This is a genomic window from Streptomyces sp. NPDC057623 (assembly GCF_042800355.1).
GTDB lineage: Bacteria > Actinomycetota > Actinomycetes > Streptomycetales > Streptomycetaceae > Streptomyces.
On sequence record NZ_JBHVGZ010000008.1, the window covers coordinates 53,117 to 78,681 of the forward strand.

Genomic DNA, 25,565 nt, shown 5'->3' on the forward strand with positions numbered 1-25,565 from the left:
GGCGCGGGACCGCGGAGTCGGGGAACATCGGCTCCCGCTGAAGGAGCCGTTGGAGTTCCGCGGTGTCCCGTACCTCGGAGCGTTGGTCTTGGGGCCAGTTGGCAGGGAGACCGGCTTCCGGTCAGGCCAGGCCGAACCTCTCGGCGTGCACCTGTCGCGCCGGGACGTGTAGCTCTCGCAGGCCGGAGAGCACGGCCGCGGTCATGGCGGGCGGGCCGCAGACGTATACGTCGCGTTCGGTCACGTCGGGGACCAGCCGGTGCAGACTGTCCGGGCCGAACGGCGGGGCGGCGCCCTCGGCGGTACGGCCCGTGAGCAGGTGCAGCCGCCCGCCGCGGAGCGCGACCAGCCGGCGCACCTCGTTCAGCAGCACGGCGTCGGCCTCGCTGCGCACCCGGTACAGCACTACGACGTCACCGGCCGCCTGCTCCTCCAGCATCGCCCGCACGGGCGTGATCCCCACGCCTCCGGCGATCAGCAGGGCGCCGGGGCGGGTCCGGTGCAGCGAGGTGAACGCCCCGTACGGCCCCTCGACGAAGGCGCGGCTGCCGACCGGGACGTCACGCAGGCCGGCGCTGGCGGTGCCGGCCGCTTTCGCCGTGAGGCGCAGCCCTCGTCCGTCGGGCGCCGCCGAGAGGGAGAAGGGGTTGGCCAGCCACCAGTGGTGGTGCCCGGGGAACCGCCAGATGCAGAACTGGCCGGCGCGGGCCGGGAGTTTGTCGAGGTGTCGGCCGGTGACGTACACGGAGACCACGTTGTCCGACTCCGGCACGACGGCCGTCACGCGGAACTGGTGGCGGGCGTTGCGCCACAGCGGCACGACGACACGGCCCGTCAGCAGGGCGCCGAAGGCGAACAGCCACAGGATCCACCAGTAGGCCGTGGCGAACGCGGAGGACGTGAAGGTCGTCGTCTCCTGCAACTGGTGGACGAACGCCAGGCCCAGGGCGACGTAGAGCAGCAGGTGCAGGCCGTGCCAGACCTCGTACGGTAGCCGTCGCCGCAGGGCGCGGGTGGAGATCGCGGCGATCACGACGATGACGGCCGCGGCGAGCATGCCCAGCAGGGAGGCCGGTACCCCGCTCAGGGCGACGAACGTCTTTCCCATGGAGGTGTCGTCGAGCGTCGCGTAGCCGAGCACCACCAGCGTGGCGTGGGTGAGGACGGTCCACAGCAGGGTGAAGCCGACCCAGCGGTGCCACACCGTGAGCCGGTCCATCCCGATGCGGCGGTCCAGCCACGGCAGCCGGGCCACCAGCAGCAGTTGGAACAGCATCAGCAGGGCCGCGTGCAGTCCGAAGAACTTCGCGACCGTGAGTACGCCGTTCTTGCCCGAACCGGCGCTGAGGAACAGCGCCTCGACGATGACCACGTTGACGATGACGAACGTCCACATCGCCCAGCGCGCCGCGTCCACCGGAAGCACGGTGCCGCCGCGCACCGCGTTGCTCGTCGCCGCCATGGCTGCCTCTCGTCCCCCGTGGCCGCAGTACTCGCGACCAATAAGCACAAACCCCATGAAGACCGAGGGATTCGGTCGAATGCGCACCCCGATCGGGTAAGGATACGGCGGGTGGGCCCGATCCGTTCATGCCGGAACCGTCGAATCTGACCGCCTTTGGTGCGTTCGGCGGCCTGGCGCTCCACACAGGGCATGGACCATCCCGGCCCTGATGTTCTCCGGAGCGCCAGATCCATGGCGGCGCCGGTCAGTCGTAGGGAATCACCAGAACCGACCGCTCCGTCCCGGTCTGGAGCCGGGACGCACCGTTGCCGACGGCACTCCAGACCTCCAGCCGTACGGTCCCGCCGTTCAGGTCGCCGAGGGTTCCGGTGGACGACTTGAGGCCGCGGGACTGGGTGTACTCCTCCCAGCCCGTGACCGGGTCGGTGGCGAAGTACTGGTAGGTCTCGGTTCGGTCGAACGTGCCGTCGCCCGTGAGGTCGTAGCTGATGCGGGCCTGTTGGCCGAGGCCGACCGTGGTGTCCGCGTCCACCTGGAGACGGAAGGAGGTGACGGCGCCCGGGGTGAGGGTGCCGTTGACGCCCTTGATCTCGTACACGAGCGGTTGGTACGGGGTGCCGTCGTGGTTGGCGCCGCCGGCCGAGGGGACGGTGTCGCCGGCGGCTGTGGCGCCGGTCGCCGTGGTCAGGGTGCCGCCGGAGCGGAGCTGGTAGGTGTTTCCGGTCGGCGGTTCGGGGTCGGGGTCGGGGTCCGGGTCGCCGCTGCCGGTGCCCGTGGCCGTCGCCGTCGAACGCGCGGGGACGGAGAAGGACTTGCCGTCCGAGAAGGTGACCGTGCGTGCCGTGGCACCGTGGTTGTGGGCGACGTACGTCCGTACGGTGCCCTTGGTGAAGACGGCCGAGGTGGGGAGGTCGCCGGTCACCGTCGCGTCGGGGGCGCCGAACTCGTTCAGGGCGCTGATCCAGTGGTAGGTGTGGGCCCTGGACTCGCCCTCTTCCGGGGTGTAAGCCCCGTTGCCGGCGTCCCATTTCGCCTTCGCCGCCGCCGGGTCGGCGAGGGACTGGAACTCCCAGAGGATGTCGCGCCATTCGACGGCCGGGCCGCCGTTCTCCCTCTCCAGCTCCGCGAGGTTGCGCCGGATCGCGGCCTTCTCGCCGCCGAGGTGGAGGCTGGAACCGCTGGTCACAGGAAGGACGTTGATGCCGTGGATCTCCTCGGGGTTGGCGGTCCACCAGGTGGCGTAGGCGGCGCCGCTGCCCCAGACCATGCCGGCGGTGTCATGGCCGAAGGAGGACGGGAAGACCTGCTCGTCGGCGTCGAACCAGTACTGGGCGATCGCCTCCGACTCCGTGGTCAGCAGGTAGCTGCCGAGGTCGCGCAGTGCGCTGTCTCCGGTGGCCGAGCCCCACAGGACGAGGGCGGCGCTGAGGTTGGTGGACTCGGACGACGACTCCTGGTTGTTGCCGGCGGCGAAGCCCTGGTGCCCGGACGCCCAGCTGTGTCCGGCGTAGACGTCGAAACCGCGCAGGAAGGGGAAGGCGCTGTCGGTTCGGCTGGGGTTGGCCGTGTCGCGCACCAGTGTCTTCACCATGCCGCCCCAGGCCGAGTCGGCGGCCCATGCCTGGTCGTACTGGGCGACGATGGCGGCCGCGTAGACGTAGTAGCCGTAGTGGAAGTGGTGGTCGTTGAGTTCGGTGTCGCTGCCGTAGGACGCCGGGTAGCCGGTGAGGGTCTTCCAGGCGTTGTCGTAGGAGAACTCGTTCGCGCCGCCCGCGGTGAACCAGTCCTGGAGGCGTCCCTTGATCAGGCCGAGGAACTTGTCGCGGATCGCGCCCTCGCCGATCTGGTCGGCCACGGGCACCAGTTGGGCCAGCTTGCCGAGCGCTTTGCCGGTCCAGTAGGTGTCGGTGGCGCCGGAGAAGGGGTCGGCGGCGTCCGCGACCTCGTTCAGATAGCCCTTGAGCCGGGCCGCCTCGACGCCGCTCGGTTTCGGCAGCGCGGGGAGCACGGGGGAGGCCGGCCGGGCGGTGGTGAAGGACGCCGACTCGCGGACCTTCATGGTGCCGCGCGGGGAGACATAGGTGTACGGGGTGAGGGCGTCGGTGGTGTTGAGCCACTGGTGGCGGTAGAGGGCCTGGAGCGTGCCGCGCTCGGTGCCCTCCTCGGCCTCGGTGGTGAGGGTGTAGGTGGCCTTCACGGTGCCGCCGGTGGAGCTCCAGTTCACGGTGGAGCCGGTGACGAAGCTGTACGCGTACTTCCGGTACGTGGCGAGGGCGTCCGTGGTGGGGAGGACCGCCACGGAGAAGTAGTCCTTCGAGCCGAGGCCGGCGCTGACGGTGGAGCCGGAGACGTTCCAGTCACTGCCGGTCGGCGCGAACAGCGCGTAGTGGTGGCCGGCGACCGTGATGCCGAGAACGCTGCCCTGGTCGGCGAAGACGGTGGGGGCCTCCGCGGTGGTGATCCGGGCATCGCCGCCGGAGCCCTTGGCGTAGACGAAGGGCATGCCGTGGCCGATCGTCGTCCGCAGGGTGCGGGTGCCGTCCGACCAGTACGGGGTGACCGTCCAGTCGGACCAGTCGTCCGCCTTGGTGTCGGGCGAGTTCAGGCCGGTCAGGCCGATGGTGAGGTCGCGCTTGTGCGCGTACTCGTACTGGCGGCCGTCGCCCACGATCGCGGGGCTCGTCGGGTAGCCGACGTCCAGTCCGCCGGAGACGGCCTGGTAGGTGAGGGGGTGGCCGTACATGGGGGTGGAGTACGGGTTGTCGCCGTAGCGCTGGAAGGCGAGGGAGGACCACCAGTCGTTGGTGGGCACGGGCCGGTCCTTGGCGGCGGCGGTGACCTTGGGCACGACCGGAGTGCCGGTGTTGGTGGTGGGGCCGGACGTGCCGGCGGGCCGGGTGTCGGAGTAACTGCCGGAGCCTACGGGGACGGTGGCGGCCGCGGCCGGGGCGGCTGCCGGACCGAGTCCGACGGCGGCCAGGGCGGTGGCCAGGACCAGCATCGCGGCCGGTCTGGTGTGGGGGGCTGGCATGGTGCACCTCATGTCATCGCGACGGATGGGGAGGACTCATCACGAACCGGACGAACCTTGAGAGCGCTCTCAGATTTGCCGAGAACCTACGTCCGCTGACCATGGGCGTCAATAGTTGTAACAACGACGGGACTTGGGCCCCACCCGGCGCGTCACGGCCCGTCACGTGTTCGGTTCCTGACGGCTGCGCGGACTTCAGGGAGCGTCAGGAGACCTCAGAGAGACGTCACCGCCCCGCGGCCAGGGGCGTGGAGTTGAGTTCGCGTACCAACTGCGGGGTGAGGAGTTCACCGGCACGGTCGGCGAGGACGGACATCTCGTAGCCGACGAGACCGACGTCGCATCCCTCGGCGGCGAGGACACCGAGGCAGCTGCCGTCGCGGATGCGACCGACCATGAAGAAGCCCCCGATCATTTCGATCATGACGAGCTTCATGCCGTGAAAGCCGTGGGTCGTCGCCGCGTTCTGGGCCAGGCTGGTGATGCCGGAGACGACCGCGGCCAGGTGGTCGGCGCGATCTCGGCCGAGGCTGTCCGAGGCGGCCATCAGCAGGCCGTCGGAGGAGACGGCTATGGCGTCGGTGACGCCGTCGGTGGTGCGTACGAACTCGGAGATGAGCCAGCCGAAACTCTGGACGGCGGTGGTCACTGTGACACTCCTTGGGTGCTTCGGGTCTCGGCTCGGGCGACCCCTGCTCGGAAGCCGTTGAGCAGCGAAGAGACAGCGGGCTTGGCGGGCGGGGCCGCGGCGGTGCTGTCCTGAGCGGGGGCCAGCAGGCGTCCGGGGAGGACGAGCAGTGCGGACAGGCCGCCGCCCGGGGTGTCGAAGAGCTGGACCCACGCGCCTTCACCGAGGCGGTGGGCCAGGCGGCCGACGACGAGGTGGCCGAGGAAGCGGGTGGGCGCGGCGAGAAGGGCTTCCTCTCCGGAGTCGGAGAGGCGGGCGTTCGCACGTTCCTTGTCGGCTTCGGACATGCCGATGCCGTGGTCGACGACAGCGAAGCAGTACGTGTCGTCCTCGGTGTCGTACCAGCCGTGCACCTCGACCGGTTCGGCCGGGGGCGAGAAGTTCAGCCCGTTCTCGATGAGCTCGGCGAGGAGATGGGCGACGTCGGCGACGACGTGCCCGCGCACCCGCACCGGCTCCACGACCGCGATCAGGACCCGCCGGTACTGCTCCACCTCGGCCACGGCGGACTGGACGACCTCCAGGCCGTCGGCGGGTGGGGCGCTGGGCCGGGGCGGGTTCTGCCCGGCCAGAACCAGCAGGCTCTCGGCGTTGCGCCGCATGCGGGTGGCGAGGTGGTCGAGCTCGAAGAGCTCGGCAAGGGCATCCGGATCGAGTTCCTGCCGCTCCAGGCGGGTGATGAGGCTGAGCTGGCGACGCACGAGGTTCTGGTTGCGGCGGCCGAGGTTGGCGAGCGATTCGGTGGTGTTGCGGCGCAGGCCGGCCTGCTGGGCGGCCAGGTGGAGAGCGGTGTGTTCCACCTGACGCAAGGACGCCGCGACCTCGGCGATCTCCGCCGCGCCATCCAGCAGCCGCGCCCCGGGGGCCCCCGGGGCGTCCGGGGTCTGCGCCACCGGGAGGAACTCCCCCTGGCCCTGCGGGGGCTGCTGCATACGGGCGACGGCTGCGGGCAGCCGATGCCGCGCCACTTCGTGGGCGGCCTCGGCGAGGGCGCCGAGCGGGCGGGTGAGGGAACGCGAGGCGAAGGCAGCGAGGCCCACGACGAGAGAGGCCATGAGCGTTCCCACGGCGAGAAAGGCGGCGAGGCCCAGCTCCGCGTCGTGACTGAGCCGGTCCGCCCGGTTGCGTACGTCGTGGCCGACCGACCGCTGGACGGCGTACAGATCGTCGACGAGTACGGTCATCGCGTCCCACCAGGTGCCGGCCTCGACGCGCAGCGCGGAGCCGTCGGCGGCGCCTTCCGCCCGGTTTTCGTGGGCGGTGACGCGTCGGGCGTCCTCGGTGCCGAAGGCCTTCCGCAGAGCCGCGCGCTGAGGTGCGGTGGCGACCTGCCGGAAGCGGGCGAGGGCGGCGACACGGGTGGCGCGCACCTCGGTGAAGGCGAGGTACTCGCGGCCGTGGAAGGCGCCCTCGGCGAACACGCCGTTGAGGAGGCCGCGTTCGAGAGCGACCGACTCCTTGGCGACGGCCAGCTCCCGCAACGCGGCCAGGCCGTCGCTCAGTTCACGGTCGGCACGGGTCGCGGTGGCCGCCACGGGATCGACGGCGTTGAGGGCGTCGACGGCGGTGGTGTAGAAGGTGAGAGTCGCGGTCCGGTCGGCGTTGCCCTTGTCGGGGGTTCCCCTGTCGGCGGTTGCCCTGTCGACTGCGGCACGGATGGCGGTGAGGCGCCGCAAATGCCGCTGGACGACGTCCTCGACGGCTCGCTCGGGTCGCATTTCGCGCAGCGCGGTGTCGACGCGCTCGCGTGTGGCGGCGAGCGGAGTGCGGAATCCTTCGCCACCGCCCAACAGGCCGTTCGTCAGGCCGCGTTCGCGTTGCAGCTGATGTACCAGCGCCTGGACCCGCAGACTGAGGCCGACCTCGGCACGGGTCGTCCTGGCATCACCGAGGGCCTCGGCACGCCCGTACACGGCCAGACCGGCCACTGTCAGCAGCAAGCAGACCGGGACCGTGATGACCACCGCCACCCGGCCTCTGACGCTGCGCCAGCCCGGCATCGGCCGGCGGCCGGGAGCCGTCGGGCCACTGCGGCGGCGCCCTGGACCACCCCTGCCGGAAACGCTCTTGCCGATCGCGCCGAGGCAGCCGGGCAGCGGCCGTGATGGCGTCCACACCCTCATGGTCCGAAGCTAGTCCGACTGCCGCCGTGGCCGGTTTCCGACCTGTTAGACCCGTGGGACCTTCGGTTGCGCCGCCCTCACACCGCAGGCCGGGAGAGTGTGACCGGGTGGGACCGGAAGGGTGGCCTCCGTCGGCGTCGGCCGCCCTGGCTGTCCCCGCCCGGCCCGCGGTGACCAGCCCTGGCAACGCCTCGTCAAGGACTCCGTGCCCCAGGCGGACACCTGCTCTGTGTCCTGCCCGTGCACAGCGACCCCGCGACCTTCGAAGCCGGCGCCAACACGTGGTCGTGCCTGGCGAGGGCGTGCGCCCATCACGGCAGGTCAGCGTGCCGGGAAGAACACGGTGAGGCGTCCCCAGGCCGCCGCCGTGACCAGCACACACGGAACGAGCCACCACGGCCGCAGCCAGCGGCGTGTGACGGCCAGAACGGCGACCGGTGCGTTGAGCAGGGCGAAGAAGAGCCCGAGGGTGCCGAACAGCTGGATGTGGTCGTAGGACTGGTGGTCCCAGGGGCCGAGCGGGTTCGACAGGTAGGCGACAGCGGTGGCCGCTCCCGCCAGGAGGAAGCCCGTGACCAGTACGACCGCGCAGGCGACACCTCTGCCCCGGGACGCCCGTGGCGTCCGCGTCGCCCTCGAGGGCCCCGCCCCGGTCATGATCCGAGTGCCCGCTTCGCGTCGTCCACGTGCGCGTCGAATCCCTGGCCGTAGGCCTGAGCGTGATCGCTCCGGTAGTAGGGGCCGCCGTTGTAGCGCGTCGCGAGTTCCCGCATCTGCTCCCGGGTCATCTGCTCCGGCGGCACGTCGGCGAACTCGCTCTCGGCCTTGACCTGGGCGAGGTACTCCGAGGCGATGTAGAGGTTCTGGCCCGGGTCCTTGGTCGCGTCGACCACCTCTTCGCGCTGTGCGTCCGTGAGGTTCTCCGGGTCGTAGCCGAGCACTTCGGCGGACCGGCGCACCTGGATGGCGATCGGCCCCATGGAGGTCTGGTCCGCCTCTCCCGTACCGGGTACGTGACGTCGGACCCCGTAGGCGGCCTCGTCGATCCAGGAAGGGTCACCCTCGACTTCCATCCAGGCGATGCCCGCCACCATCTCGGGGGGCAGCCCGGAGTGGCGCGCGGCGTCGTTGATGAGCGCCCTGTTCCCCGAGATGTACTCGCGCCGGCCGGCGTCGTCGTCGGACGGCAGATAGAGGTAGTGGTCCTGGGCGCCGGGCAGATGTGTGAGCCTGTCCCGGATGCGCTGCAGCGTCGGCGAGACCGCGGTGTCGCTCGATACGCCGGGAATCGAGTCGATCTTCACGCCGGTGCCGGGAAGCTGGGCGTTCGGGTTGTGGCTCGCGTCGCTCACTTCGCGGCGCAGCGCGTCCACGGCGCCGGCCAGCAGGGCGGGGTAGGTGCTGTCTCCGCCACGGAAGTCCGGAAGGGACCGCAGGGCTGCCCGTATCTCGTGCACGCAGTCCTCTCGGGCCGCGGACTCCACCCGCCCGGCGTCGCCGTAGTGGTTCCTGGTCGCGTTGTAGTAGTGCTCGGCCTCTTCGCGGATGGCGTCCACGTCGGCGGTGAGTTCCGCCGCCCAGTCGAGGAAGCCGGTGGTGCTTCTCAGGTCCTCCCACTGACGCAGTGGCTCGGCGGCGCGCGCCGTGGGAGTGATCGCGACGGCTTCCCGGGACATCACCTCGACCAGCCGGTCTTCTGTGGCCTGCCCGCTCGCGAAGTGCCCCTTGGCCAGTTCGACAGCCGTCGCGTAGTCGTCCAACGCCCCGCGCACACGCCGGAAGGCCGCGCAGAGGTGCTCCGCCAGGTCGAGTGCCTCCTTCAGCCGCTGGGTGTACCGCTCCCGGTGTTCGCTCTCCCACTCGACCCTGCCGGCCTTGCGGAAGTCGTCGTCGCACGAAGCCAGGAGGGTGTGCAGGCGGCCGTACTCGGCTGCGGCCCGTTCGATCAGCTGCGGGTTCGACGCGTCGAGGAACTCCACGTCCGCGCGGTAGGCCATGCGCTCGCTCACCGGTCCTCGGGGGCGACGTAGCGCCCCTTGTCGAGCAGGTCGTCCATCGCCCGCCGCGCACCCGCGTCGGCCTTCACGTAGGCGTTCCCCGTCGACTGGAGCTTGGTCGACAGGGCCGACAGCAACGTCACCAGGTCCCCGTACTGGTCCTGCGCGTACCGAGCGAAGTCCGTGACGGCTTCGGCCACTTGGGGATGTGAGCGCGGCACGCGACACTGCGTGGCGTTCTCGCCGTCCATGCGCCCGGCGTACAGCAGTCCGGCCAGCTCGTTCAGAAGATGTGAACTGCCGTCGATGGACTCGGCTCGTGCCGAGAACCCTCCTGGCCCTGTGCTCATCGTTCCCCCGATGTCGACAGTGATCGCGACCGTGAGCATGCCAGTTGCGGCTGCAACCTGTCACGTCCTGCCCGGCCGCCCGCCCCCCGCCCACGCCCTCCGCTCCGCCGCCCGGGCCACCACGGGGTGGCTCGTGCGGCGCTCCGCGCGGAGCACGGCGCGGGCCGCCGCGAGGATCTCCGGATCCCCCTCCACCGCGACGCCCGTCAGGGCCTGGAGCAGCCGCGTCCGCCAGACGTCGGGGTCGGTCTCGTAGGCGTCCAGCACACGTACGCCGTAGCCACCCGTGCCGCCGCCCGCGCCGCCCCCGCTGTGCCCACCGGGGGTGCCGCTCCCGGCCAGTCGGCGGTGGACGGCGGCCTTCAGCCCGGAGTAGAGGTCGTGGACGGTTCCGCTCGCGGTGTCCGTGAGTCCGGACGCCGCTCCTGCGGCCAACGCGGTGGCCACCAACTCGGCTTCGGTCACTCGGGCCCCCTTCGGTTGTGCGGGTTGTGCGATGTCGTGTCCGCCAGCCTGTCCGGGGGTGCTGCAATGCTGATGAATTTCCGATGATGGGCCGGAGCGGGCGCGGTAGGGCGAGTTGGGGTGGGGCACGGGTGGGCGGGAGATCTCCTCAGGAGCTTCGAATAGAGGTGCTCGGGCCGTTACGGGCCTGGCGGGGCGGCACACTCCTGGATCCGGGGCCCCTCAAGCGGCAGGCCGTGCTGGCGGCGTTGCTGCTCCGTCAGGGTGCCGTGGTGAGCCATGAGCAACTGCTCGACGGGGTGTGGGGATCGGAGCCGCCCGCCTCCGGAATCAAGGTGCTGGCCAGTCACGTCAACCCGCTGCGCAGGGCGCTCGACGCGGAAGGCGTCCGGCACACGGCGTCGGTGATCCGCAGCGGCAAGGGCTGGTACCGGTTCGTCGTCGACGAGGTCCGGCTCGATGTGGCGGACCTGGTCGAGCGGGGCGATGCGGCCCTGCGTACGAAGACGTCCGGCGACCTGGCCACCGCGACGGAGCGACTGTCCGCGGCGCTCGCGCTGTACCGCGGCGAGCCCCTGGCCAACCTGCCCGGCCCGTTCGCTCGGGCCGAGCGGGAACGGCTGCTGGAGCGGCGGCGCACCCTCCGGCTGGGCCGCCTCGAATGCCTGGTTCTGCTCGGCCGGTTCGGCGATGCCCTGGACGACATCGCCACGCCGTCCGCCTCCGACCGGTACGACGAGTCACTGCTGGCATGGCGGATGCGTGCCCTGTACGGCTGCGAACGCCAGGCCGAGGCGCTCAACGCCTTTCAGGAGATACGCATCCGTCTGCGTGAGGAGCTCGGCGTCGATCCCGGTGAGGAGCTGCGCCGGGTGCACGAGGCGGTGCTGCGCCAGGACGACGCCCGCCTCCTCGCTCCGGCGACGCCTCCCACCCGGACGGCCGCCTCCGGACTCGTCCTCCGCGACGGACCGAACGGCCCTGACGGCTCCGGCGGCCCTGACGCCCCTGACGGCTCTGTCGGCCCTGACGACCAAGCAGCGGTCGTGCCGGCCGAACTGCCCCACGACGCCGCGGGATTCGCCGGACGCACCGGCGAACTCGCCCGACTGCACGCGCTGCTTCCGCCGGAGCGGGGCCAGGGCCGGGGCCACAGTCCGGCGAACACCGTGGTCATCTCCGCCATCGGCGGCGCCGCCGGGATCGGCAAGACCGCCCTGGCGGTCCACTGGGCGCACCAGGTGCGCGATCGCTTTCCCGACGGTCAGTTGTACGTGAACCTTCACGGGTTCGACCACGACCGGCCGCCGCTCGAATCCGGCGAGGCCCTCGAACTCCTCCTGCGCGGCCTGGGGCTGGAAGCGTCGGAGATCCCGTCGAGCGACGAGGCCCAGGCCCGCAGGTACCGGACGCTGCTGGCCGGCCGTCGACTGCTGGTCCTGCTGGACAACGCCGCTTCGGCGGCTCAGGTCCGGCCGCTGCTCCCGGGCAGCCCGTCCTGCTGTGTCGTCGTCACCAGCCGCAACCGGCTCGGCGATCTCGTGGCCCGTGACGGGGCGCACGCCCTGCCGTTGGACCTGCTGCTGCCGGACGAGGCCCGCGCGCTGCTGGGCGAGGCACTCGGCGCGGAGCGGCTGTCCGCCGAGCCGCTCGCGGTCGACGCGCTGATCCGGCTGTGCGGCAGCCTCCCGCTGGCGCTGCGGGTGGCCGCCGCCCGGCTGGCGGGCGATCCCGGCCTGCGCCTGGCCGACCTGGTCACCGAGATGTCCGGGGGCAACCGGCTGGAGGCGCTGGAGCCGGACGGTGACGACAGTTCCCCGCTGCGGATGGCGTTCTCGGCGTCGTACCGCGTCCTGCCTCCTGCCGGGCGCCGGCTGTTCCGCCTGCTGGGGCTCTTCCCCGGACCGGAGTGCACCGCCGAGGTCGCCGCGACCCTCCTGGACGTGCCGCTGTCCCAGGCCCGACGGCTGCTCAGCTCGTTGGCCGCGGCCCACCTCGTCGAACCCGCGGCAGCCGGCCGATACCGGTTCCACGACCTCCTTCGTGAGTACGCGCGCAAGCGTGCGCGGGCGGAGGAGACCGCGGCGGACCGCGGTGCCGCGTCGCGGCGCGTCCTGGTCTGGTACGTGAACGCCGCTCGCACGGTCTCGGGGACCTGGCTCTTCCCGGAGCTGCCCCGCGACCTCCACCACTCCGGTCAGCCGGGCCTTCCCGCCGCGGCCGGAGCCGCACAGTGGCTGGAGGCGGAGCGGGCGAATCTGCTCGCCCTCATCCACCATGCCGCCCGCCACGGTCCCCGCCCCGCCGCCTGGCACCTGGCCAACGCCCTGTTCGGCTACTTCTGGCTCCATCTGCCGAGGTCCACTTGGCAGGCCACCGCGCAGGTGGCGCTGGAGGCGGCCACGGCGGAGGGCGACCTGTTCGGTCAGGCGGCCATGCACAGCAGCCTCGGGCTGCTCCAGTCGGACCGCGGCCGTGCCGGGCAGGCGATGGATCACCACACGCGCGTCATGGAGATCAGCCGGAAGGCCGGCTGGGCGACGGGGCAGGCATCGGCGCTCGGCGGGCTGGCCCAGGCCGAGTGGAGCATGGCGCGCCTCGACAGCGCCCACGAGCACGTCACCACGGGCCTGCGGATCGCCCGGGAAGCCGGCAATCGCCCCCTCGAAGCGCTGGGGCAGGTCGTCCTCGGCGTGACCTGCCGGGATCTGGGCCGGCTGCGCGAGGCCGCCGACCACCTCGAACTGGCCATCAGCCGAAACGAGGAGATCGGCTGGAACGACAACAGCCTGGCTCTGCAGAACCTGGGCTGGGTGTACTGGGAACTCGGCCGGCTGGCCGACGGCCTCGACATGCTCGGGCCCGAGGTGAGCGCCGACGAGAGGAGCGGTTTTCGCAACGACCGCGCCATGATGGTCGACGCCGTCGCGAAGATCAATATCGAGCTCGGCCGCCAGGAGGAGGCGCTGCGGCAGGCCGAGCGTGCCTTCGCCATGGTCGAGGGCAGGGGACGGCGCTGGATTCAGGCCGGCATTCTCACCACGGTCGCTGCCGCGCACCGCGAACTGGCGGATCTCGACCGCTCGCTGCTGGCCGCCCGGCAGGCCCTGGTCCTGGCCCGCGAGGCGAGGTTCAGGCGCACCGAGGCGGACAGCCTCCTGGGGCTGTCCCTCACCTACATGCGGTCGGGCCGGCACGACCAGGCCCGCGGCCACGCCGAGCAGGCCCTGAGCCTGGCGCGCGAGCACGGTTTCCGCGTGGTGGAGGGCCAGGCTCTGACGGCCCTGTGCGAGCTGGCGGGGTCCGAGGCGGCGTACGGCACGGCCGTCGCGCTCGGCCGGGAGGCCCTGGCCGTCCACCGCCGGACCGGCCACCGACTCGGCGAGGCCCGCACCCTGGTGGCGCTCGGCCGTGCCCTCCGCGGGACCGCGGACCCGGCGGCCGGACCGGCGATGCGGCAGGCGTTGGCCGCCTTCTCGGACATGGGCGTGCCGACGGAGGAGTACGGGCGCCCGTGAGTGCCCGGGCGGGGAGAGCCCGCCGTGAGGAGCCCCGCGGCCCCGGCCGGCGGTCGGCCGCTCAGAGCTTGCGGCCCATCCCACAGTAGGCGTCCACGGCCGTCGAAGAGGCGGCGATCTCGCCGATGCTGCGCACGTGGTACGGCACCGCGCCGCTCGCGTTGTACGCCTCCGACGCGGCGATCATGCCCTCGCTCGTCGCCGTGCTGTCGCTGATCACGAGGTGGCTGCCCGAGGGGAGGCCGGCCAGGAGGCGGCGCACCAGGTCGCGGGCCCGGTCGTGGTCGGCGACGTGGCCGAGGGTGTTGAGGATCATCAGGGCGACCGGCCGGGAGAGGTCCAGTGTGGCCGCGGCGGCGTCCAGGACGGCCTCGGGCGCGTGGAGGTCGGCGTCCAGGAACGCGGTCATGCCCTCGGGGGTGCTGGTGAGCAGGGCGCTCGCGTGGGCGAGGACGACGGGGTCGTTGTCGACGTAGACGATCCGGGCGTCCGGGGCCACGCGCTGGGCGACCTGGTGGGTGTTGTCGGCGGTCGGCAGGCCGGTGAGGGCCACGTCGACCAGGCCCGGGAAGATCTCCTTGATCTCGTCGCCGGACCGGACGCCGTGTGACGCCCTTCCCCTGGACGTCACACGGCGCTACCAACCTAGGTCAACTCCCTTGTCCAACAAGCGAGTTGACGCGCATCTACCTCACACACCGTGAGGTTTTGGCCAACCCGTTCCCCTGCCGGAGGCCGGGCGGACGTCACTGGTCCAGATAGGCGAGCACCGCCAGTACCCGGCGGTTGTCGCCGTCCGTCGGCAGCAGCCCCAGCTTGGTGAAGATGTTGCCGATGTGCTTGGCGACGGCCTTCTCCGAGATGAACAGCCCTTGTGCGATCCCCGCGTTGGAGCGGCCCTGGGCCAACCACTCCAGGACCTCGCGCTCGCGCCCGGAGAGGCTGCCCACGGCCGCGTCGCGCTCCTTGCGGGCCAGGAGCCCGGCGACCACCTCGGGGTCCATCGCGGTGCCGCCCTCGGCCACCCGCCGGATGGAGTCCAGGAACCGGGCCCCGTTGGTGACACGGTCCTTCAGCAGATAGCCGACGCCCCGGCCGCCGCCGGCCAGCAACTCGCGCGCGTAGAGCGGCTCCACGTACTGGGAGAGCAGCAGGACCGGCAGGTCGGGCAGCCGCTCACGGGCCGCGAGCGCCGCGCGCAGCCCCTCGTCCGTGAACGTCGGCGGCAGGCGTACATCGACGACCGCGACGTCCGGCCGCTTGCTGACGAGCACGTCCAGCAGTTCCGTACCGTTGTCCACGGCGGCGACGACCTCGTGGCCGTGGGCGCCGAGCAGCCGGACGAGCCCGTCCCTCAGGAGGAAGTGGTCTTCGGCGAGGGCAATACGCACGGAAGCTCCATCGTCACCAGGGTCGGTCCGTTCACGGGGCTGTTCACGGCCAGCACCCCGTCGAAGGTGGCGAGCCGGCGCTCGATGCCCCGCAGACCGCTGCCGCGCGAGGCGTCCGCGCCGCCCCGGCCGTCGTCGGTGACGGTGATGCGCAGCGCGCCGTGATCGTAGTGGATGTCGATCGACGCCCGGTCGGCGCCGGAGTGCTTGGCGACGTTGGCCAGGAGCTCGGAGACCGCGAAGTACACGGCCGACTCGACCGGCATCTCCGGGCGGCCCGGCAGGTCGACCTGGACCTCGGCGCGGACCGGGCTGACCATCGCCAACGCCCTTACCGCGTCCGCGAGTCCACGGTCGGCGAGGACCGGCGGATGGATGCCGCGGACCAGGTCGCGCAGTTCCGCCAGCGCCTTGGCGGAGGACTCGCGGGCCTCGGCGAGCAGGGCCCGGACGGCCTCGGGGTTGGTCTCCAGGAGGTTCTCGGCGGCGTCCAGGGTCATGCCCATCGCCACCAGGCGGGCCTGGGCACCGTCGTGCAGGTCTCGTTCGATACGGCGGATCTCGGCCATCTGCGTGTCCACGGCGTCGGAGCGGGTCGCGGCCAGGTGCTGGATGCGGCCGGCCATCAGCTCGCTCTCGCTCGGGGCGAGCATCGCGCGGGTGTACAGGGCGTGCCGGCGCACGACGCGCGGCGCCGACCACAGCGCCAGCGGCAGCTGGAGAGCGCCGAGCACACCGGCGAGCACCGCGGTGGCCCGGCCCTCGACCGGGATGAACTGGTACCAGAGGCCGTCCCACTCGGCGGAGAGCGGGACGCCGAAGAAGGCGAGGAAGACGCCCCACACCCCGCTGAGGACCAGGGCGAGGGGGAGGAAGGCGAGGAGCGCGCCCGCCAGGGGGTCGACCAGCACCCAGACGTACTCCCGCCGGGTCTGCGGGTCGCTCATGATCCACCGGTAGCGGGCGACCACCCCGGAGGCACCCTCGGGTGCGGGTGGCAGCGGTCCGGGCGGGCCCGGTATCTCCACGCCCGACCAGCGCAGCGCCAGTTCGCGCCGGCGGGCGGCCAGGTCACGGATCCCCTCCATGGCGCGCGGCACCAGACCGAGGCCGGGTCCCATCAGGCTGATCGCCCCGCAGACCGACAGCGACCGGCCGAAGGCCGCCGTCGCCGTCCAGCACAGGGTCAGCGCCCGCCGCAGTCCCACCCATCCGGCCGTGACGGAGAACCCCCTGGGCTCCTTGATCTCGTCGGGCGGACGGTTCCCCCCGAGCCGCGTCGCGTGGTCCATACGACTCGCTCCCCTCTGTCCCCTGTGCGGTGCGCGGGCCAGGCGCCCGTGCACGTGCTCTCATTCTGGCGACACCCGGGGCGCGACGTCGGTGGGAAAAACTCCCCTTTCCCCGTCCCGGGCATCACTGCGGCTCACCACCGCCAAGGTCACGGTCACCGTCAGCGAGCTGACCGCCATGACCGTCATCGCCGTCGCGGGAGAGGTCAGTTGGGCGACCGAACCGGCCAGGGCGGCGCTCACGCCCTGCATGGTGAGCATTCCGGAGCCGTGCAGTCCGAGGGCGTGGCCGCTGAGTTCGGTCGGCGTCAGGGCCATGAGCCGCTCCTGCTGGACCAGGCTCGCCCCGAAGCCGACCGAGGCCACGGCGACGGCGAGCGCGGCGAGCGGCAGCGGCGGACGCAGGAAGAACAGCAGATACGGCGTCGCCAGCAGGACCAGCAGCGGGGTGCCGAGGCGTCGGCGCACGGCGGGCGGCACCAGCCGGCCCACCGTCACGTCCCCGACGAACATGCCCAGCGCCGCACAGGCCAGCAGCGTGCCCGCGTGCGCGGGGGCGTAGGGGACGTAGAGGGACTCGCAGCCGACGACGAGACCGTTGGGCAGCCACAGGCCCAGCAGGAGGTGGCGGCGGGGGCGGGAGGACCACAGCAGGGCGTTGGCGCGCCAGGTCGCCGCGACGGACGGCCGGCCCTGCGCGCGCGGCGGGCGTGCGGTCAGACACAGCCGGACCACGACCGCCGACACGACGTACAGCGCCGCCGCGAGCAGCAGACACACCCGCGGGGAGAGGACGGTCACCAGGATGCCGCCGGTGGCGAATCCGAGGATCTGCGCGATCCCGACCATCATGTTGAAGACCGAACGCCCCAGCATGAAGCCGTCCTTGGAGAGGATCTCGTTCACCAGCCCCCAGCGCACTCCCCCGCCGAGCGAGGCGACCAGACCCTGGCCGAACAGGACGACGAAGACGGCCCAGACGGGAAGCGCGGGCAGGGCGAGTACGGCCGTGGCGGCGGCGAAGACGAGGGCGATGCCGGTCAGGGTGGACCGCGGGGGCAGACGGTCGGCGCCCGACAGCAGGAACGTCGCCCCGACCACCTGCGTCAGCGAGGGCCCGAACATGCTCACCGCGGACAGCAGGGGCGAGGCCGTCGCCTGGAACACCAGCGTGCCCAGGGCCAGACCGCCGATCGTCTGGGCCAGCACGTTGGCCGAGGAGGCGAGGAAGAGCGGGGTGAACTCCGGGGTGCGGAAGAGCTGTCGGTAGCTGCGCATACGCGGAGTCTGCGGGGACCGGCGACGCGTCGTTATTGTTTCGCGGGGGCGCGAAAGGTAGCCCGGGGGAACGACAGAGCGAGGGGGCGGGCGGCGGTATGGGCTGGTGGCAGATCAACGCCGACACCCTCGCCGGGAGCCGCTTCCTCATCTCCCCGCTCGCGGAGACCTTCGCCGCGCTGAAGCTGCTGCACTCGGAGGCGGCCGCCCACCCCGGTGAACGCTCCTGGCTGGACGCCCGGCTGCCCGGCTACCGGGCCCGCCTCGCCGCCGACCCGGTCACCGCACGGCTGGTGCGCGCCGGGCTCGGCAAGGGCTGGATCGCCGACTTCCTCACCCCCACCCCGAGGGACGGGGAGACCATCGAGGAGGGCCTGGCACGGGTCCGCGCGGCCGACCCCGGCGAGGCCCGCGCCCACCTCACCGTCTCCCTCGCCGGCCCCCTCCCCGCCGTACTGGACCGGGACGACCTGCCGGAACGCGCCGCCGCGCTTCTCGCCTACGTCTGGACCGAGGCCGTACGCCCGGACTGGGACCGGCGCCGGCGCGTCCTGGAGGCCGATGTGGTCGCCCGGACCGCTCAGGTGAGCCGGGGCGGCTGGGCGGCCGCCCTGGACTCGCTGCGGCCGGGGCGCACGCGCTGGCTCGGCGACAGCCGGCTCCAGGTGAATCTGCAGGAGTACCCGCCACGCGAGATCTCCGGCGCCGAACTCGTCTTCGTGCCTGTCACCCCGAAGGGCGGCTGGGTGTCCTGGGAGGACCCCGACCGGTACGCGATCGTCTACGCGTGCGCGGGCGCCCTGGCCGACCCCGGCGCCCGGACCGTGCCCGCGAGCCTGGGCGCGCTGCTGGGGGCCGCGCGCGCCGCGGTGCTCGTCCTCCTCGACTCCCCTCTCTCCACCACCCAGCTGGTCGCCGTGACCGGGCAGGGGCTGGGCTCGGTCGGGCGGCATCTGCGGGTGCTGCTGGACGCGGGGCTGGTGGAGCGGCGGCGGGCGGGGCGGTCGGTGCTGTACTCGCGGACGGCGGCCGGGGAGGTGTTGGTGGAGGCCCAGCGCCGACCCGACACTTACCGGAGTTAGCATCCGCTTATGACGACCACAGAGAACAACGGCACCTCTCCCCTCGACGTCGAGATCGGCACGCTGAAGGGCGGCCCCGCGCACCTGGCCCAGTACGCCGGCAAGGCGGTCCTCATCGTCAACGTGGCCTCCAAGTGCGGCCTCACCCCGCAGTACACGGGCCTGGAGAAGCTCCAGGAGCAGTACGCGGAGCGCGGCTTCACCGTGCTCGGCGTGCCCTGCAACCAGTTCCTCGGCCAGGAGCCGGGCAGCGCCGAGGAGATCGCCGAGTTCTGCTCGGCGACGTACGGCGTGACCTTCCCGCTGACCGAGAAGGTCGAGGTGAACGGGGAGGGCCGGCACGCGCTCTACGAGCGGCTGGTCGGCTTCGCCGACGCCGAGGGGCACAGCGGCGACATCCGCTGGAACTTCGAGAAGTTCCTGATCGGCCGGGACGGCGAGGTCGTCGCCCGCTTCTCGCCGCAGACCGAGCCGGAGTCCGCCGAGCTCGTGTCGGCGGTGGAGGGCGCGCTCGCCTGACCGGCGTTGACCTTGCCCCAGGGGCAGGGTCGAACCTCCTTCTCACCGGGCGGAAGAGCCGCCCGGTGACGGAGGATGAGGCCGTGGACGACGAACTGCTCACCATCGGCGCGTTCGCCGCGCGGGCCAGGCTGTCGGCCAAGGCCCTGCGCCTGTACGACCGCCTGGGGCTGCTGGCCCCGACGCACGTCGACGAGGTCAGCGGCTACCGCTACTACCGAGCCGACCAGATCGAACGCGCCCGTCTGGTGGCGCTTCTGCGCCAGCTGGACATGCCCCTCGCGCGGATCGCGGAGGTGCTCGAGGCGCCGGACGGGGCCGCGGCCGCCGCCCGGCTCGACGCGTACTGGGCGGACGTCGAGGCGCGGGTGGCGGGGCAGCGGACACTGGCCGAATACCTCCGTGGACGGCTGTCGGGGAGGAGCTCCGAGATGTACGGGAAGTTCGTGGTCGAGACGGTGGATGTGCCCGAACAGGTGCTGATCACCGAGACCCGGCATGTGCTGGCGAGTGAGCTGCCGGCCTGGATCGGCGCGTCGCTGGGACGCCTTGAGAAGGCGGCGGAGGAGTGCGGCGGTATCACTGCGGCGCCGTTCGTCGTGTACCACTCCGACGTGTCGATGGAGAGCGACGGACCGGCCGAGTCGTGCGTGCCGGTGGCCGACGAGGCGGCGGCCCGCGAGTGGGTCGAGAAGCGCGGCCGTACGGGGGAGACAAAGGTGCGCGTGGAACCGGCCCAGCGGCTCGCCTATACCCGGATCACCAAGGCGCAGGTGGCCCATCCGCAGATCCTGGCTGCCTTCGAGGCGGTGGAGACATGGATTCCGCAGCAGGGGCTGTGGCAGGCGGGCCCGTGCCGGGAGGTGTACTTCGCGGACTGGGACGCCGCGGGGTCGGAGGACCCGGTGTGCGACGTGGCGTTCCCGGTGAAGTGACCCGGCGGACGGCCGGGGCGTAGGCACAGGGGCACAGCCGAGCCCTCTCGGCAAGGACGGCGGGCTGGTCGAGAGGGCTCTTCCTGTGGTGCTTGTGCAGTTGTTGTCCGTGCGGTCGGTTGCGGGTGAGGATCAGCCAGAACCGCCCCTTACGCCTTGACCGACGCCACGAAGGTGTTCCACGCGTTCGCGGGGAACGCCAGGATCGGGCCCTCGGGAACCTTGGAGTCCCGTACCGCCATGGCCGCTACGGCCGGCGACTTGATCTCGACGCACGCGCCGTTCCCTGTGGAGTACGAGGACTTGGTCCACGTGTCCGTGGCACCCTGACGAATTGCCATGTTTGCTCCGAATTGCCAGATGGTGAGTTGCTGTCACCACGCCGCGCGTCCGGACCGGACCCCGCAGCGCGATTCGCGCCAACCTTTGTTGCTCGGTGGCGTGATCGACGCTACTCGCCAACATCGGCTGACGAAGCGACTATTCACTCGGCCGGGTGGCATATTCCAGTGGAGTCTTCCATCCCGGCCTGGGGAAGGTGTACGGTACGGCGCTTCTCAGCGCGCGTACTCCTTGGCGATGTCCGCGATGAACTGCCGGGACTGGTCGACGTTCAGGGCCTGCGCCCTCAGGTGCTCGTACATCACGCTGTATTTCTGCACGTCGTTCGCCTTCTCCAGGTACAGGTCGCTGGTGACGCCCTCGATGTAGACGACGCTGGAGTCGGCCGCGTCCGGGAACTCGAGGATCGCGTACTGCCCGTTGAGGCCGGGGTGCGCGCCCATCTCGAAGGGGATGACCTGCACGGTGACGTGCGGCAGCTGGGACTGCTCGACGAGTTGCTCCAACTGGTCCCGCATGAGGGAGCGGTTGCCGACGACGCGGCGCAGTGCGGCCTCGTCCAGCACGGTCCACAGCCGGAGCGGGTTCTCCTCGGTGGAGATTCGTTCCTGTCGGCGCATCCGCACCTGGACCCGCTTCTCGATCTCGGCCGACGCCGTCTCCGGCAACGCCCCGGCGATCAGGGCCTCCGCGTACTGCTTCGTCTGCAACAGCCCCGGAACGACCTGCGGGTCGTACACCCGCAGACTCGCCGCGTCCGTCTCCAGCCCGATGTAGACGCTGTACGGGATGTCGCCGAACGAGTGCCACCACCCTTGCTGCCGCGAATCCTTGGCCATCTGCATCAGGGAGTCGACGATCCGGTGGTCCTCCACCTCGTAGACCCCGCACAGATCGCGGACGTCGCGCTGGCTGATGCTGCGCCGCCCGTTCTCCAGCCGGCTGATCTTCGACTGCGACACCAGCAGCCGCTCGGCCACTTCTTCGGCCGTCATGCCCTTGAGCTCGCGGAGCCGGCGCAACTCCTGGCCCAGCCGGCGTCGCCTGACGGTGGGATTGACATTGGACGCCACGGGACGTGCACCTCCGGCTGCCTGCCTGTGATTGCCACTTTGCGTATCTGCTGTTGAGCAGACTGCCACCAAGGTGCTTACTACCGCTGGCAAACGGTGGATATGCGCTGGATACACGCCAGTTCGGGGACACCCCCGGCAAAACCCCGGCACATACGGCCGCGCGGGGCGACGGGACCCGGTCGTCGTCCGGACGTACGGTCCCGTCACCCCGCGCGGACAGCGGCTCCCGAACCGGTCGTGGGGACTGCGGTGCGGCGCTGCGCGTGGCGTGCGTATGGAGCATGTGGTGCGTGCGAGTGGTACGTGCGGTGCGGGTGGTGCGGGTCCAGCAGATTCGCCCGGTGGTGCGGGTCGTGGAACTGCGGCTCAGTGGGCCACGACACGCGCCATGGATCCGCGGCGCGGCTGCACCGGAACACCGCGGGCGGGTTCCGCTGCGGCCCTGCCTCCGGGGGCGGCCTGCCGGCCGGCCGGGGCCGGGCTGCGACGCGGCTGGGCCGCCGCGCCGTTCTGGACGTCCATCACGGCGTGCGCGACGAGACCGCCCATGGGGTCGTGCCTGATCAGATCCCGCAACCGGGAGCGAGAGGACCGCCCCTCGTTCCCCGGATACAGGTGCTTGCCGAGGCCGACCGCGTGTGCCAGGGCGGCGAGCGCCGCGGTCCGCGGGTCCGGCGGTACGCCGGTACGGATCGCTGAATCCAGCCGGGCCCTGATCTCCCGGCTGATGGCGTTGTCCGTCGCCTGGTAACGAGTCGTCGGCAACACCCCGCACATCTGACCCGCCACGGCATGCACCATGCCGCACCGTTCCAGATGCGAGAGGTAGGTCTGGCGCAGCCCCAGCCGGGGCCCGCCGATCCAGTGGACGGCACGCACGGGAGCGCCACGCCTTCGCAGCAACTCCAACGCGCAGTCCAGTGTCGGATCTCCAGTCGGCCGTGGTGCCACCACGGCGATACGATCCCCGTCTGGGGCTATCCGTCCGGCCAGCGCCAGCTCCACTAGCTGTGCTCCGGCCAGACCAAGGTCGAGCGACTGCGGCTGTGCGGTGGTACCCGTGGTCGGGTCCAACGCCAGCAGTAGAAGCTCCTCCGGAATGGTTCTGCGGCTCCTGCCCATCCATGCCTCCCCGCGTGGATGAAAGACAGGGTGACCCCTCTCACATTCATCTGTCGAGGGTGCGTGACCGGTTCGTAAGGGAACCGGTAGGTATGTCGTTCTCGTCTACCGCGTCAGATGAGGGCCGCGCACAGGACACTGGTACATGTTCGGACAGCGGCACGGGGGTCGTACGGGCACCGTGTCCGGGCAACGGCTCACGGTTCGGCAGACGCGCGCAGGGCGTGCGGCACATGGAGGAGGCATCGGTGGCGGGCGAGTCCCCCGACAGGTCGAAGCAGCGCGAGTCGTCGGCAGAACCGACGTCGGGGAGCGCGGTCCCGGTTCCCGAATCCCGGCCCGACCCTGACGGCCCCACCCGAGCGGACGCGGCCGAGCGCCCCGACCCGCGCCTGGCGGTGGCCCGCGATGCCGCGCCGCGGGGTGGCGTGGATACGGCGACGAGGGTGCTGTCGCGGCAGGAACTGGACGCGGTGAGGGCGAAGACGGGGAAGACCGGGGACGCCGGGGAAGGCGCTGCCGGGGACGCCGAGGCGCCGGGTGCCGGGAACGCCGAGGCGGGGGTTGCCGGGGACGCCGAGGACGTGAAGGCCGAGGGCGACGAGGCCGAGGCCCCCGAGGACGCGAGCGCAGAGGGTGCGAGCGCAGAGGGCGCTGGCGCCGCGGCCGACGACGCCGGGAGCGCGAGCTCAGACGTCGAGGACGCGAAGGCCGAGGGCGACGACGCCGAGGCAGCTGCGGGCACAGGCGCGAAGAGCGCTGAGGTCCAGGACGCGAGCTCAGACTCCGAGGTCGACAAGGCCCAGGCCCCCGAGGACGCGACCGCGGAGGGCGCTGACGCCGAGGGCGACGACGCCGGGAGCGCGAACTCGGACGCCGAGGGCGCGGTGGCTGAGGACGACGAGGCTGCTGAGGACGCGAGCACGCAGGACGCCGAGGGTGCGGAGTCGGACGGCTCGCAGGGCGCCGGGGGCAAGAGTGACGATCGGCTGAGGGCGGCTGTGGCGGCTTGGGTGGCCTCCGGGGACGCCGAGGGCGCGGACGAGGCCGCCCAGGACACCGACGCGCGCGGCGAAGACGCGGCGGACGTCGAGGATGCGGACTCCGCCGAGCCCGTCGCGGACGAGGCCGGGGAGGACGGCCCGGACGGCACACCGGCACCCGCCGACGGCGAGGACGCCCCGCAGGGGCCACCCGCACCCGACGACGAGAGCCGCACGGGTGGTGCGGGTGGGAACACCAAGGCCGAAGGCGAAGGCGAAGCCGAGGCCAAGGCCGTCGATCAGCCGACCGCCGTCTTCAAGGCCGTACGCCCCGCCAAGCCCGCCGTCGACCAGCCCACCACCATGCTGAAGGCCCCCAGGCCCGACGCCGAAACCCCTGCCGAGCGCACCAGCAAGTTCGTCGCGCTCAAGCCCGACATCAAGCCGGACACCCCCAAGGCCCCGGCCCCGGCCCCGAGGTCGGCCCCCGCCCCCACCCCCGATGTCACCGCCGCCGTCCCCCAGGTCGGCCCCGAGCGCACCACCCAGCAGCCGCTCCCGCCCCGGCCACCGCTCGACCTGCTCGCCGAGCTGACCAACACGCCCCCGCCGCCGGACACCCCCGTCCGCACGGCCATCCGACGGGTCAAGATCTGGACCCCGCTGGTGCTGCTGCTCGTGATCGTCTTCGCGGTCGTACAGAGCATGCGCCCGCTCCCGGCCCCCACTCTCGACCTCACCGCCGAGGACAGCTACACCTTCGACGGCAGCAAGATCGACATCCCGTGGCCCGCGCAGGGCCAGGCCGCGCTCGACGTCGACGGCATCGGCACCTTCGGCTCCTCGGGCGACCAGAAGCCCGTGCCGATCGCCAGCGTCGCCAAGGTCATGACCGCGTACCTCATCCTGCGCGAGCACGAGCTCGCGAGCGGCGCCGAGGGCCCGGACATCCGGATCGACCAGGCCGCCGAGGATCAGTCCAACGCGGGCCAGGAGTCGACGGTCAACGTGACCAAGGGCGACAAGATCTCCCAGCGCGAGGCCCTGGAAAGCATCCTGATCGCATCCGCGAACAACGTCGCCCGCCTCCTCGCCCGCTGGGACGCGGGTTCCGAGAAGGCGTTCGTGGCGAAGATGAACGCCACCGCCGAGGACCTCGGCATGACGAACACGACGTACACCGACCCCTCCGGCCTGAACGACACCACCGTGAGCACGGCCGTGGACCAGGTGAAGCTGGCCAAGGCGGCGATGAAGGAGCCCGCCTTCCGCGAGGTCGCCACGATGATGTCGTACGACGACTACAAGGGCGTCAACCACTCCAACTGGAACCAGCTGGTCGGCAAGAACAACGTCGTCGGCATCAAGACCGGCACCACCACCTCCGCCCTCGGCAACCTCGTGTTCGCGGCGAAGAAGGAGATCGGCGGCGAGACCCGCACCATCATCGGAGCGGTCGTCCGCCAGCCCGCCGGCGGCCCGGAGAACACCATCCTCAGCGCCGCGCTGGACGGCGGCGACCAGCTCATCCGCGCCGCTCAGGGCGCGCTGGAGTCGGCGACGATCCTGAAGAAGGGCGACGTCGTCGGGTACGTCGACGACGGTCTCGGCGGCCGTACGCCGGTCGTCGCCACGAAGGACGTCAAGGCCGTCGGCTGGTCCGGGCTGAAGGTGAGGCTGACCTTCGCCCCCGACGAGGTGCCGCACACGGCGAAGGCCGGCACCAAGGTGGGCACGCTCACCGTGGGTGACGGAAGCAGCGGCGCGGTCAAGATCCCGGTCGCCCTGCAGAGCGATCTCGCCGAACCGGGCTTCACGGACAAGCTGACCCGCCTCGGCTGACCGGCGAGGGCGAAGCAGCGCGGCACCGCAGCCCGCCGACAGGCCTCGTCGGCGGGCTGCGTGCTA

At 71.7% G+C, this 25,565-nt stretch carries 20 protein-coding genes; 5 read left to right on the forward strand and 15 right to left on the reverse strand.

Features of this window, described 5'->3' with window-relative positions; translation table 11 throughout:
- Nucleotides 1-121: 121 nt before the first annotated feature.
- The 8 genes from ACFU95_RS11375 to ACFU95_RS11410 all read right to left on the reverse strand — a co-directional run bounded on the left by ACFU95_RS11375 (nucleotide 122) and on the right by ACFU95_RS11410 (nucleotide 10,119).
- The gene (locus ACFU95_RS11375; protein WP_383825160.1) at nucleotides 122-1,462 is read right to left on the reverse strand and encodes a ferric reductase-like transmembrane domain-containing protein; all 1,341 of its coding nucleotides are present in this window, start codon (nucleotides 1,460-1,462) and stop codon (nucleotides 122-124) included.
- A gap of 247 nt (nucleotides 1,463-1,709) precedes the next feature.
- Nucleotides 1,710-4,496: a glycosyl hydrolase gene (locus ACFU95_RS11380; RefSeq protein WP_383825163.1), complete on the reverse strand. Its 2,787-nt coding sequence runs from the start codon at nucleotides 4,494-4,496 to the stop codon at nucleotides 1,710-1,712.
- 226 nt (nucleotides 4,497-4,722) lie between these two features.
- The gene (locus ACFU95_RS11385) at nucleotides 4,723-5,145 is read right to left on the reverse strand and encodes a roadblock/LC7 domain-containing protein (protein WP_383825166.1); all 423 of its coding nucleotides are present in this window, start codon (nucleotides 5,143-5,145) and stop codon (nucleotides 4,723-4,725) included.
- Nucleotides 5,142-7,307: a nitrate- and nitrite sensing domain-containing protein gene (locus ACFU95_RS11390; RefSeq protein WP_383825169.1), complete on the reverse strand. Its 2,166-nt coding sequence runs from the start codon at nucleotides 7,305-7,307 to the stop codon at nucleotides 5,142-5,144. The genes ACFU95_RS11385 and ACFU95_RS11390 overlap by 4 nt, the downstream gene beginning before the upstream one ends.
- A gap of 321 nt (nucleotides 7,308-7,628) precedes the next feature.
- On the reverse strand, nucleotides 7,629-7,964 hold the full coding sequence (locus ACFU95_RS11395; RefSeq protein WP_383825172.1) for a hypothetical protein: 336 nt from the start codon (nucleotides 7,962-7,964) through the stop codon (nucleotides 7,629-7,631).
- Entirely contained in the window at nucleotides 7,961-9,316 is a 1,356-nt protein-coding gene (locus tag ACFU95_RS11400) for a hypothetical protein (protein ID WP_383825175.1), read from the reverse strand. The genes ACFU95_RS11395 and ACFU95_RS11400 overlap by 4 nt, the downstream gene beginning before the upstream one ends.
- The gene (locus ACFU95_RS11405; RefSeq protein WP_383825178.1) at nucleotides 9,313-9,654 is read right to left on the reverse strand and encodes a hypothetical protein; all 342 of its coding nucleotides are present in this window, start codon (nucleotides 9,652-9,654) and stop codon (nucleotides 9,313-9,315) included. Before ACFU95_RS11405 ends, ACFU95_RS11400 begins: the two co-directional genes overlap by 4 nt.
- A gap of 60 nt (nucleotides 9,655-9,714) precedes the next feature.
- Nucleotides 9,715-10,119, reverse strand: coding sequence for a hypothetical protein (locus ACFU95_RS11410; protein WP_383825181.1), 405 nt, complete (start codon nucleotides 10,117-10,119; stop codon nucleotides 9,715-9,717).
- 167 nt (nucleotides 10,120-10,286) lie between these two features.
- Here ACFU95_RS11410 and ACFU95_RS11415 point away from each other — a divergent pair, with 167 nt between their 5' ends.
- On the forward strand, nucleotides 10,287-13,637 hold the full coding sequence (locus ACFU95_RS11415; protein ID WP_383825184.1) for a BTAD domain-containing putative transcriptional regulator: 3,351 nt from the start codon (nucleotides 10,287-10,289) through the stop codon (nucleotides 13,635-13,637).
- Nucleotides 13,638-13,698: 61 nt separating this feature from the next.
- Here ACFU95_RS11415 and ACFU95_RS11420 read toward each other — a convergent pair whose 3' ends face one another.
- From ACFU95_RS11420 to ACFU95_RS11435, 4 genes are all read right to left on the reverse strand, one after another.
- Nucleotides 13,699-14,268, reverse strand: a complete 570-nt coding sequence (locus ACFU95_RS11420; protein ID WP_383825187.1) for an SAM-dependent methyltransferase — start codon at nucleotides 14,266-14,268, stop codon at nucleotides 13,699-13,701.
- A gap of 115 nt (nucleotides 14,269-14,383) precedes the next feature.
- A complete protein-coding gene (locus ACFU95_RS11425; protein ID WP_383825190.1) occupies nucleotides 14,384-15,028 on the reverse strand; it encodes a LuxR C-terminal-related transcriptional regulator in 645 nt (214 codons plus the stop codon).
- Nucleotides 14,992-16,320, reverse strand: a complete 1,329-nt coding sequence (locus tag ACFU95_RS11430; protein ID WP_383825193.1) for a histidine kinase — start codon at nucleotides 16,318-16,320, stop codon at nucleotides 14,992-14,994. The genes ACFU95_RS11425 and ACFU95_RS11430 overlap by 37 nt, the downstream gene beginning before the upstream one ends.
- A gap of 60 nt (nucleotides 16,321-16,380) precedes the next feature.
- Complete coding sequence (locus ACFU95_RS11435) at nucleotides 16,381-17,598, reverse strand: MFS transporter (RefSeq protein ID WP_383825195.1); 1,218 nt, start codon at nucleotides 17,596-17,598, stop codon at nucleotides 16,381-16,383.
- 98 nt (nucleotides 17,599-17,696) lie between these two features.
- Here ACFU95_RS11435 and ACFU95_RS11440 point away from each other — a divergent pair, with 98 nt between their 5' ends.
- The 3 genes from ACFU95_RS11440 to ACFU95_RS11450 all read left to right on the forward strand — a co-directional run bounded on the left by ACFU95_RS11440 (nucleotide 17,697) and on the right by ACFU95_RS11450 (nucleotide 20,134).
- A complete protein-coding gene (locus tag ACFU95_RS11440; protein ID WP_383825198.1) occupies nucleotides 17,697-18,680 on the forward strand; it encodes an ArsR family transcriptional regulator in 984 nt (327 codons plus the stop codon).
- 9 nt (nucleotides 18,681-18,689) lie between these two features.
- Nucleotides 18,690-19,199, forward strand: a complete 510-nt coding sequence (locus tag ACFU95_RS11445) for a glutathione peroxidase (protein ID WP_383825201.1) — start codon at nucleotides 18,690-18,692, stop codon at nucleotides 19,197-19,199.
- Between the two features lie 65 nt (nucleotides 19,200-19,264).
- Nucleotides 19,265-20,134 (forward strand): MerR family transcriptional regulator, encoded by an 870-nt coding sequence (locus tag ACFU95_RS11450; protein WP_383825204.1) that lies wholly within the window; start codon nucleotides 19,265-19,267, stop codon nucleotides 20,132-20,134.
- Nucleotides 20,135-20,283: 149 nt separating this feature from the next.
- Here ACFU95_RS11450 and ACFU95_RS11455 read toward each other — a convergent pair whose 3' ends face one another.
- From ACFU95_RS11455 to ACFU95_RS11465, 3 genes are all read right to left on the reverse strand, one after another.
- Nucleotides 20,284-20,475: a DUF397 domain-containing protein gene (locus tag ACFU95_RS11455; RefSeq protein ID WP_030050570.1), complete on the reverse strand. Its 192-nt coding sequence runs from the start codon at nucleotides 20,473-20,475 to the stop codon at nucleotides 20,284-20,286.
- A gap of 216 nt (nucleotides 20,476-20,691) precedes the next feature.
- Nucleotides 20,692-21,549 carry a helix-turn-helix domain-containing protein gene (locus ACFU95_RS11460; protein WP_383825207.1) on the reverse strand — a complete coding sequence of 286 codons (858 nt, stop codon included), beginning with the start codon at nucleotides 21,547-21,549 and terminating at the stop codon, nucleotides 20,692-20,694.
- Between the two features lie 369 nt (nucleotides 21,550-21,918).
- The gene (locus ACFU95_RS11465) at nucleotides 21,919-22,674 is read right to left on the reverse strand and encodes a GPP34 family phosphoprotein (RefSeq protein WP_328881031.1); all 756 of its coding nucleotides are present in this window, start codon (nucleotides 22,672-22,674) and stop codon (nucleotides 21,919-21,921) included.
- A 233-nt stretch (nucleotides 22,675-22,907) separates the two neighbouring features.
- Between ACFU95_RS11465 and ACFU95_RS11470 the strand changes: the two genes are divergently transcribed.
- Nucleotides 22,908-25,499, forward strand: coding sequence for a D-alanyl-D-alanine carboxypeptidase (locus ACFU95_RS11470; RefSeq protein WP_383825210.1), 2,592 nt, complete (start codon nucleotides 22,908-22,910; stop codon nucleotides 25,497-25,499).
- Nucleotides 25,500-25,565: the final 66 nt, after the last annotated feature.

What these genes read in the sequence shown, in the direction of transcription:
- ACFU95_RS11375 (WP_383825160.1), bottom strand. Translation starts at nt 1,462, where the DNA reads ATGGCGGCGACGAGCAACGCGGTGCGCGGCGGCACCGTGCTTCCGGTG.
- ACFU95_RS11380 (WP_383825163.1), bottom strand. Translation starts at nt 4,496, where the DNA reads ATGCCAGCCCCCCACACCAGACCGGCCGCGATGCTGGTCCTGGCCACC.
- ACFU95_RS11390 (WP_383825169.1), bottom strand. Translation starts at nt 7,307, where the DNA reads ATGAGGGTGTGGACGCCATCACGGCCGCTGCCCGGCTGCCTCGGCGCG.
- ACFU95_RS11395 (WP_383825172.1), bottom strand. Translation starts at nt 7,964, where the DNA reads ATGACCGGGGCGGGGCCCTCGAGGGCGACGCGGACGCCACGGGCGTCC.
- ACFU95_RS11405 (WP_383825178.1), bottom strand. Translation starts at nt 9,654, where the DNA reads ATGAGCACAGGGCCAGGAGGGTTCTCGGCACGAGCCGAGTCCATCGAC.
- ACFU95_RS11430 (WP_383825193.1), bottom strand. Translation starts at nt 16,320, where the DNA reads ATGGACCACGCGACGCGGCTCGGGGGGAACCGTCCGCCCGACGAGATC.
- ACFU95_RS11435 (WP_383825195.1), bottom strand. Translation starts at nt 17,598, where the DNA reads ATGCGCAGCTACCGACAGCTCTTCCGCACCCCGGAGTTCACCCCGCTC.
- ACFU95_RS11440 (WP_383825198.1), top strand. Translation starts at nt 17,697, where the DNA reads ATGGGCTGGTGGCAGATCAACGCCGACACCCTCGCCGGGAGCCGCTTC.
- ACFU95_RS11445 (WP_383825201.1), top strand. Translation starts at nt 18,690, where the DNA reads ATGACGACCACAGAGAACAACGGCACCTCTCCCCTCGACGTCGAGATC.
- ACFU95_RS11455 (WP_030050570.1), bottom strand. Translation starts at nt 20,475, where the DNA reads ATGGCAATTCGTCAGGGTGCCACGGACACGTGGACCAAGTCCTCGTAC.
- ACFU95_RS11465 (WP_328881031.1), bottom strand. Translation starts at nt 22,674, where the DNA reads ATGGGCAGGAGCCGCAGAACCATTCCGGAGGAGCTTCTACTGCTGGCG.
- ACFU95_RS11470 (WP_383825210.1), top strand. Translation starts at nt 22,908, where the DNA reads ATGGAGGAGGCATCGGTGGCGGGCGAGTCCCCCGACAGGTCGAAGCAG.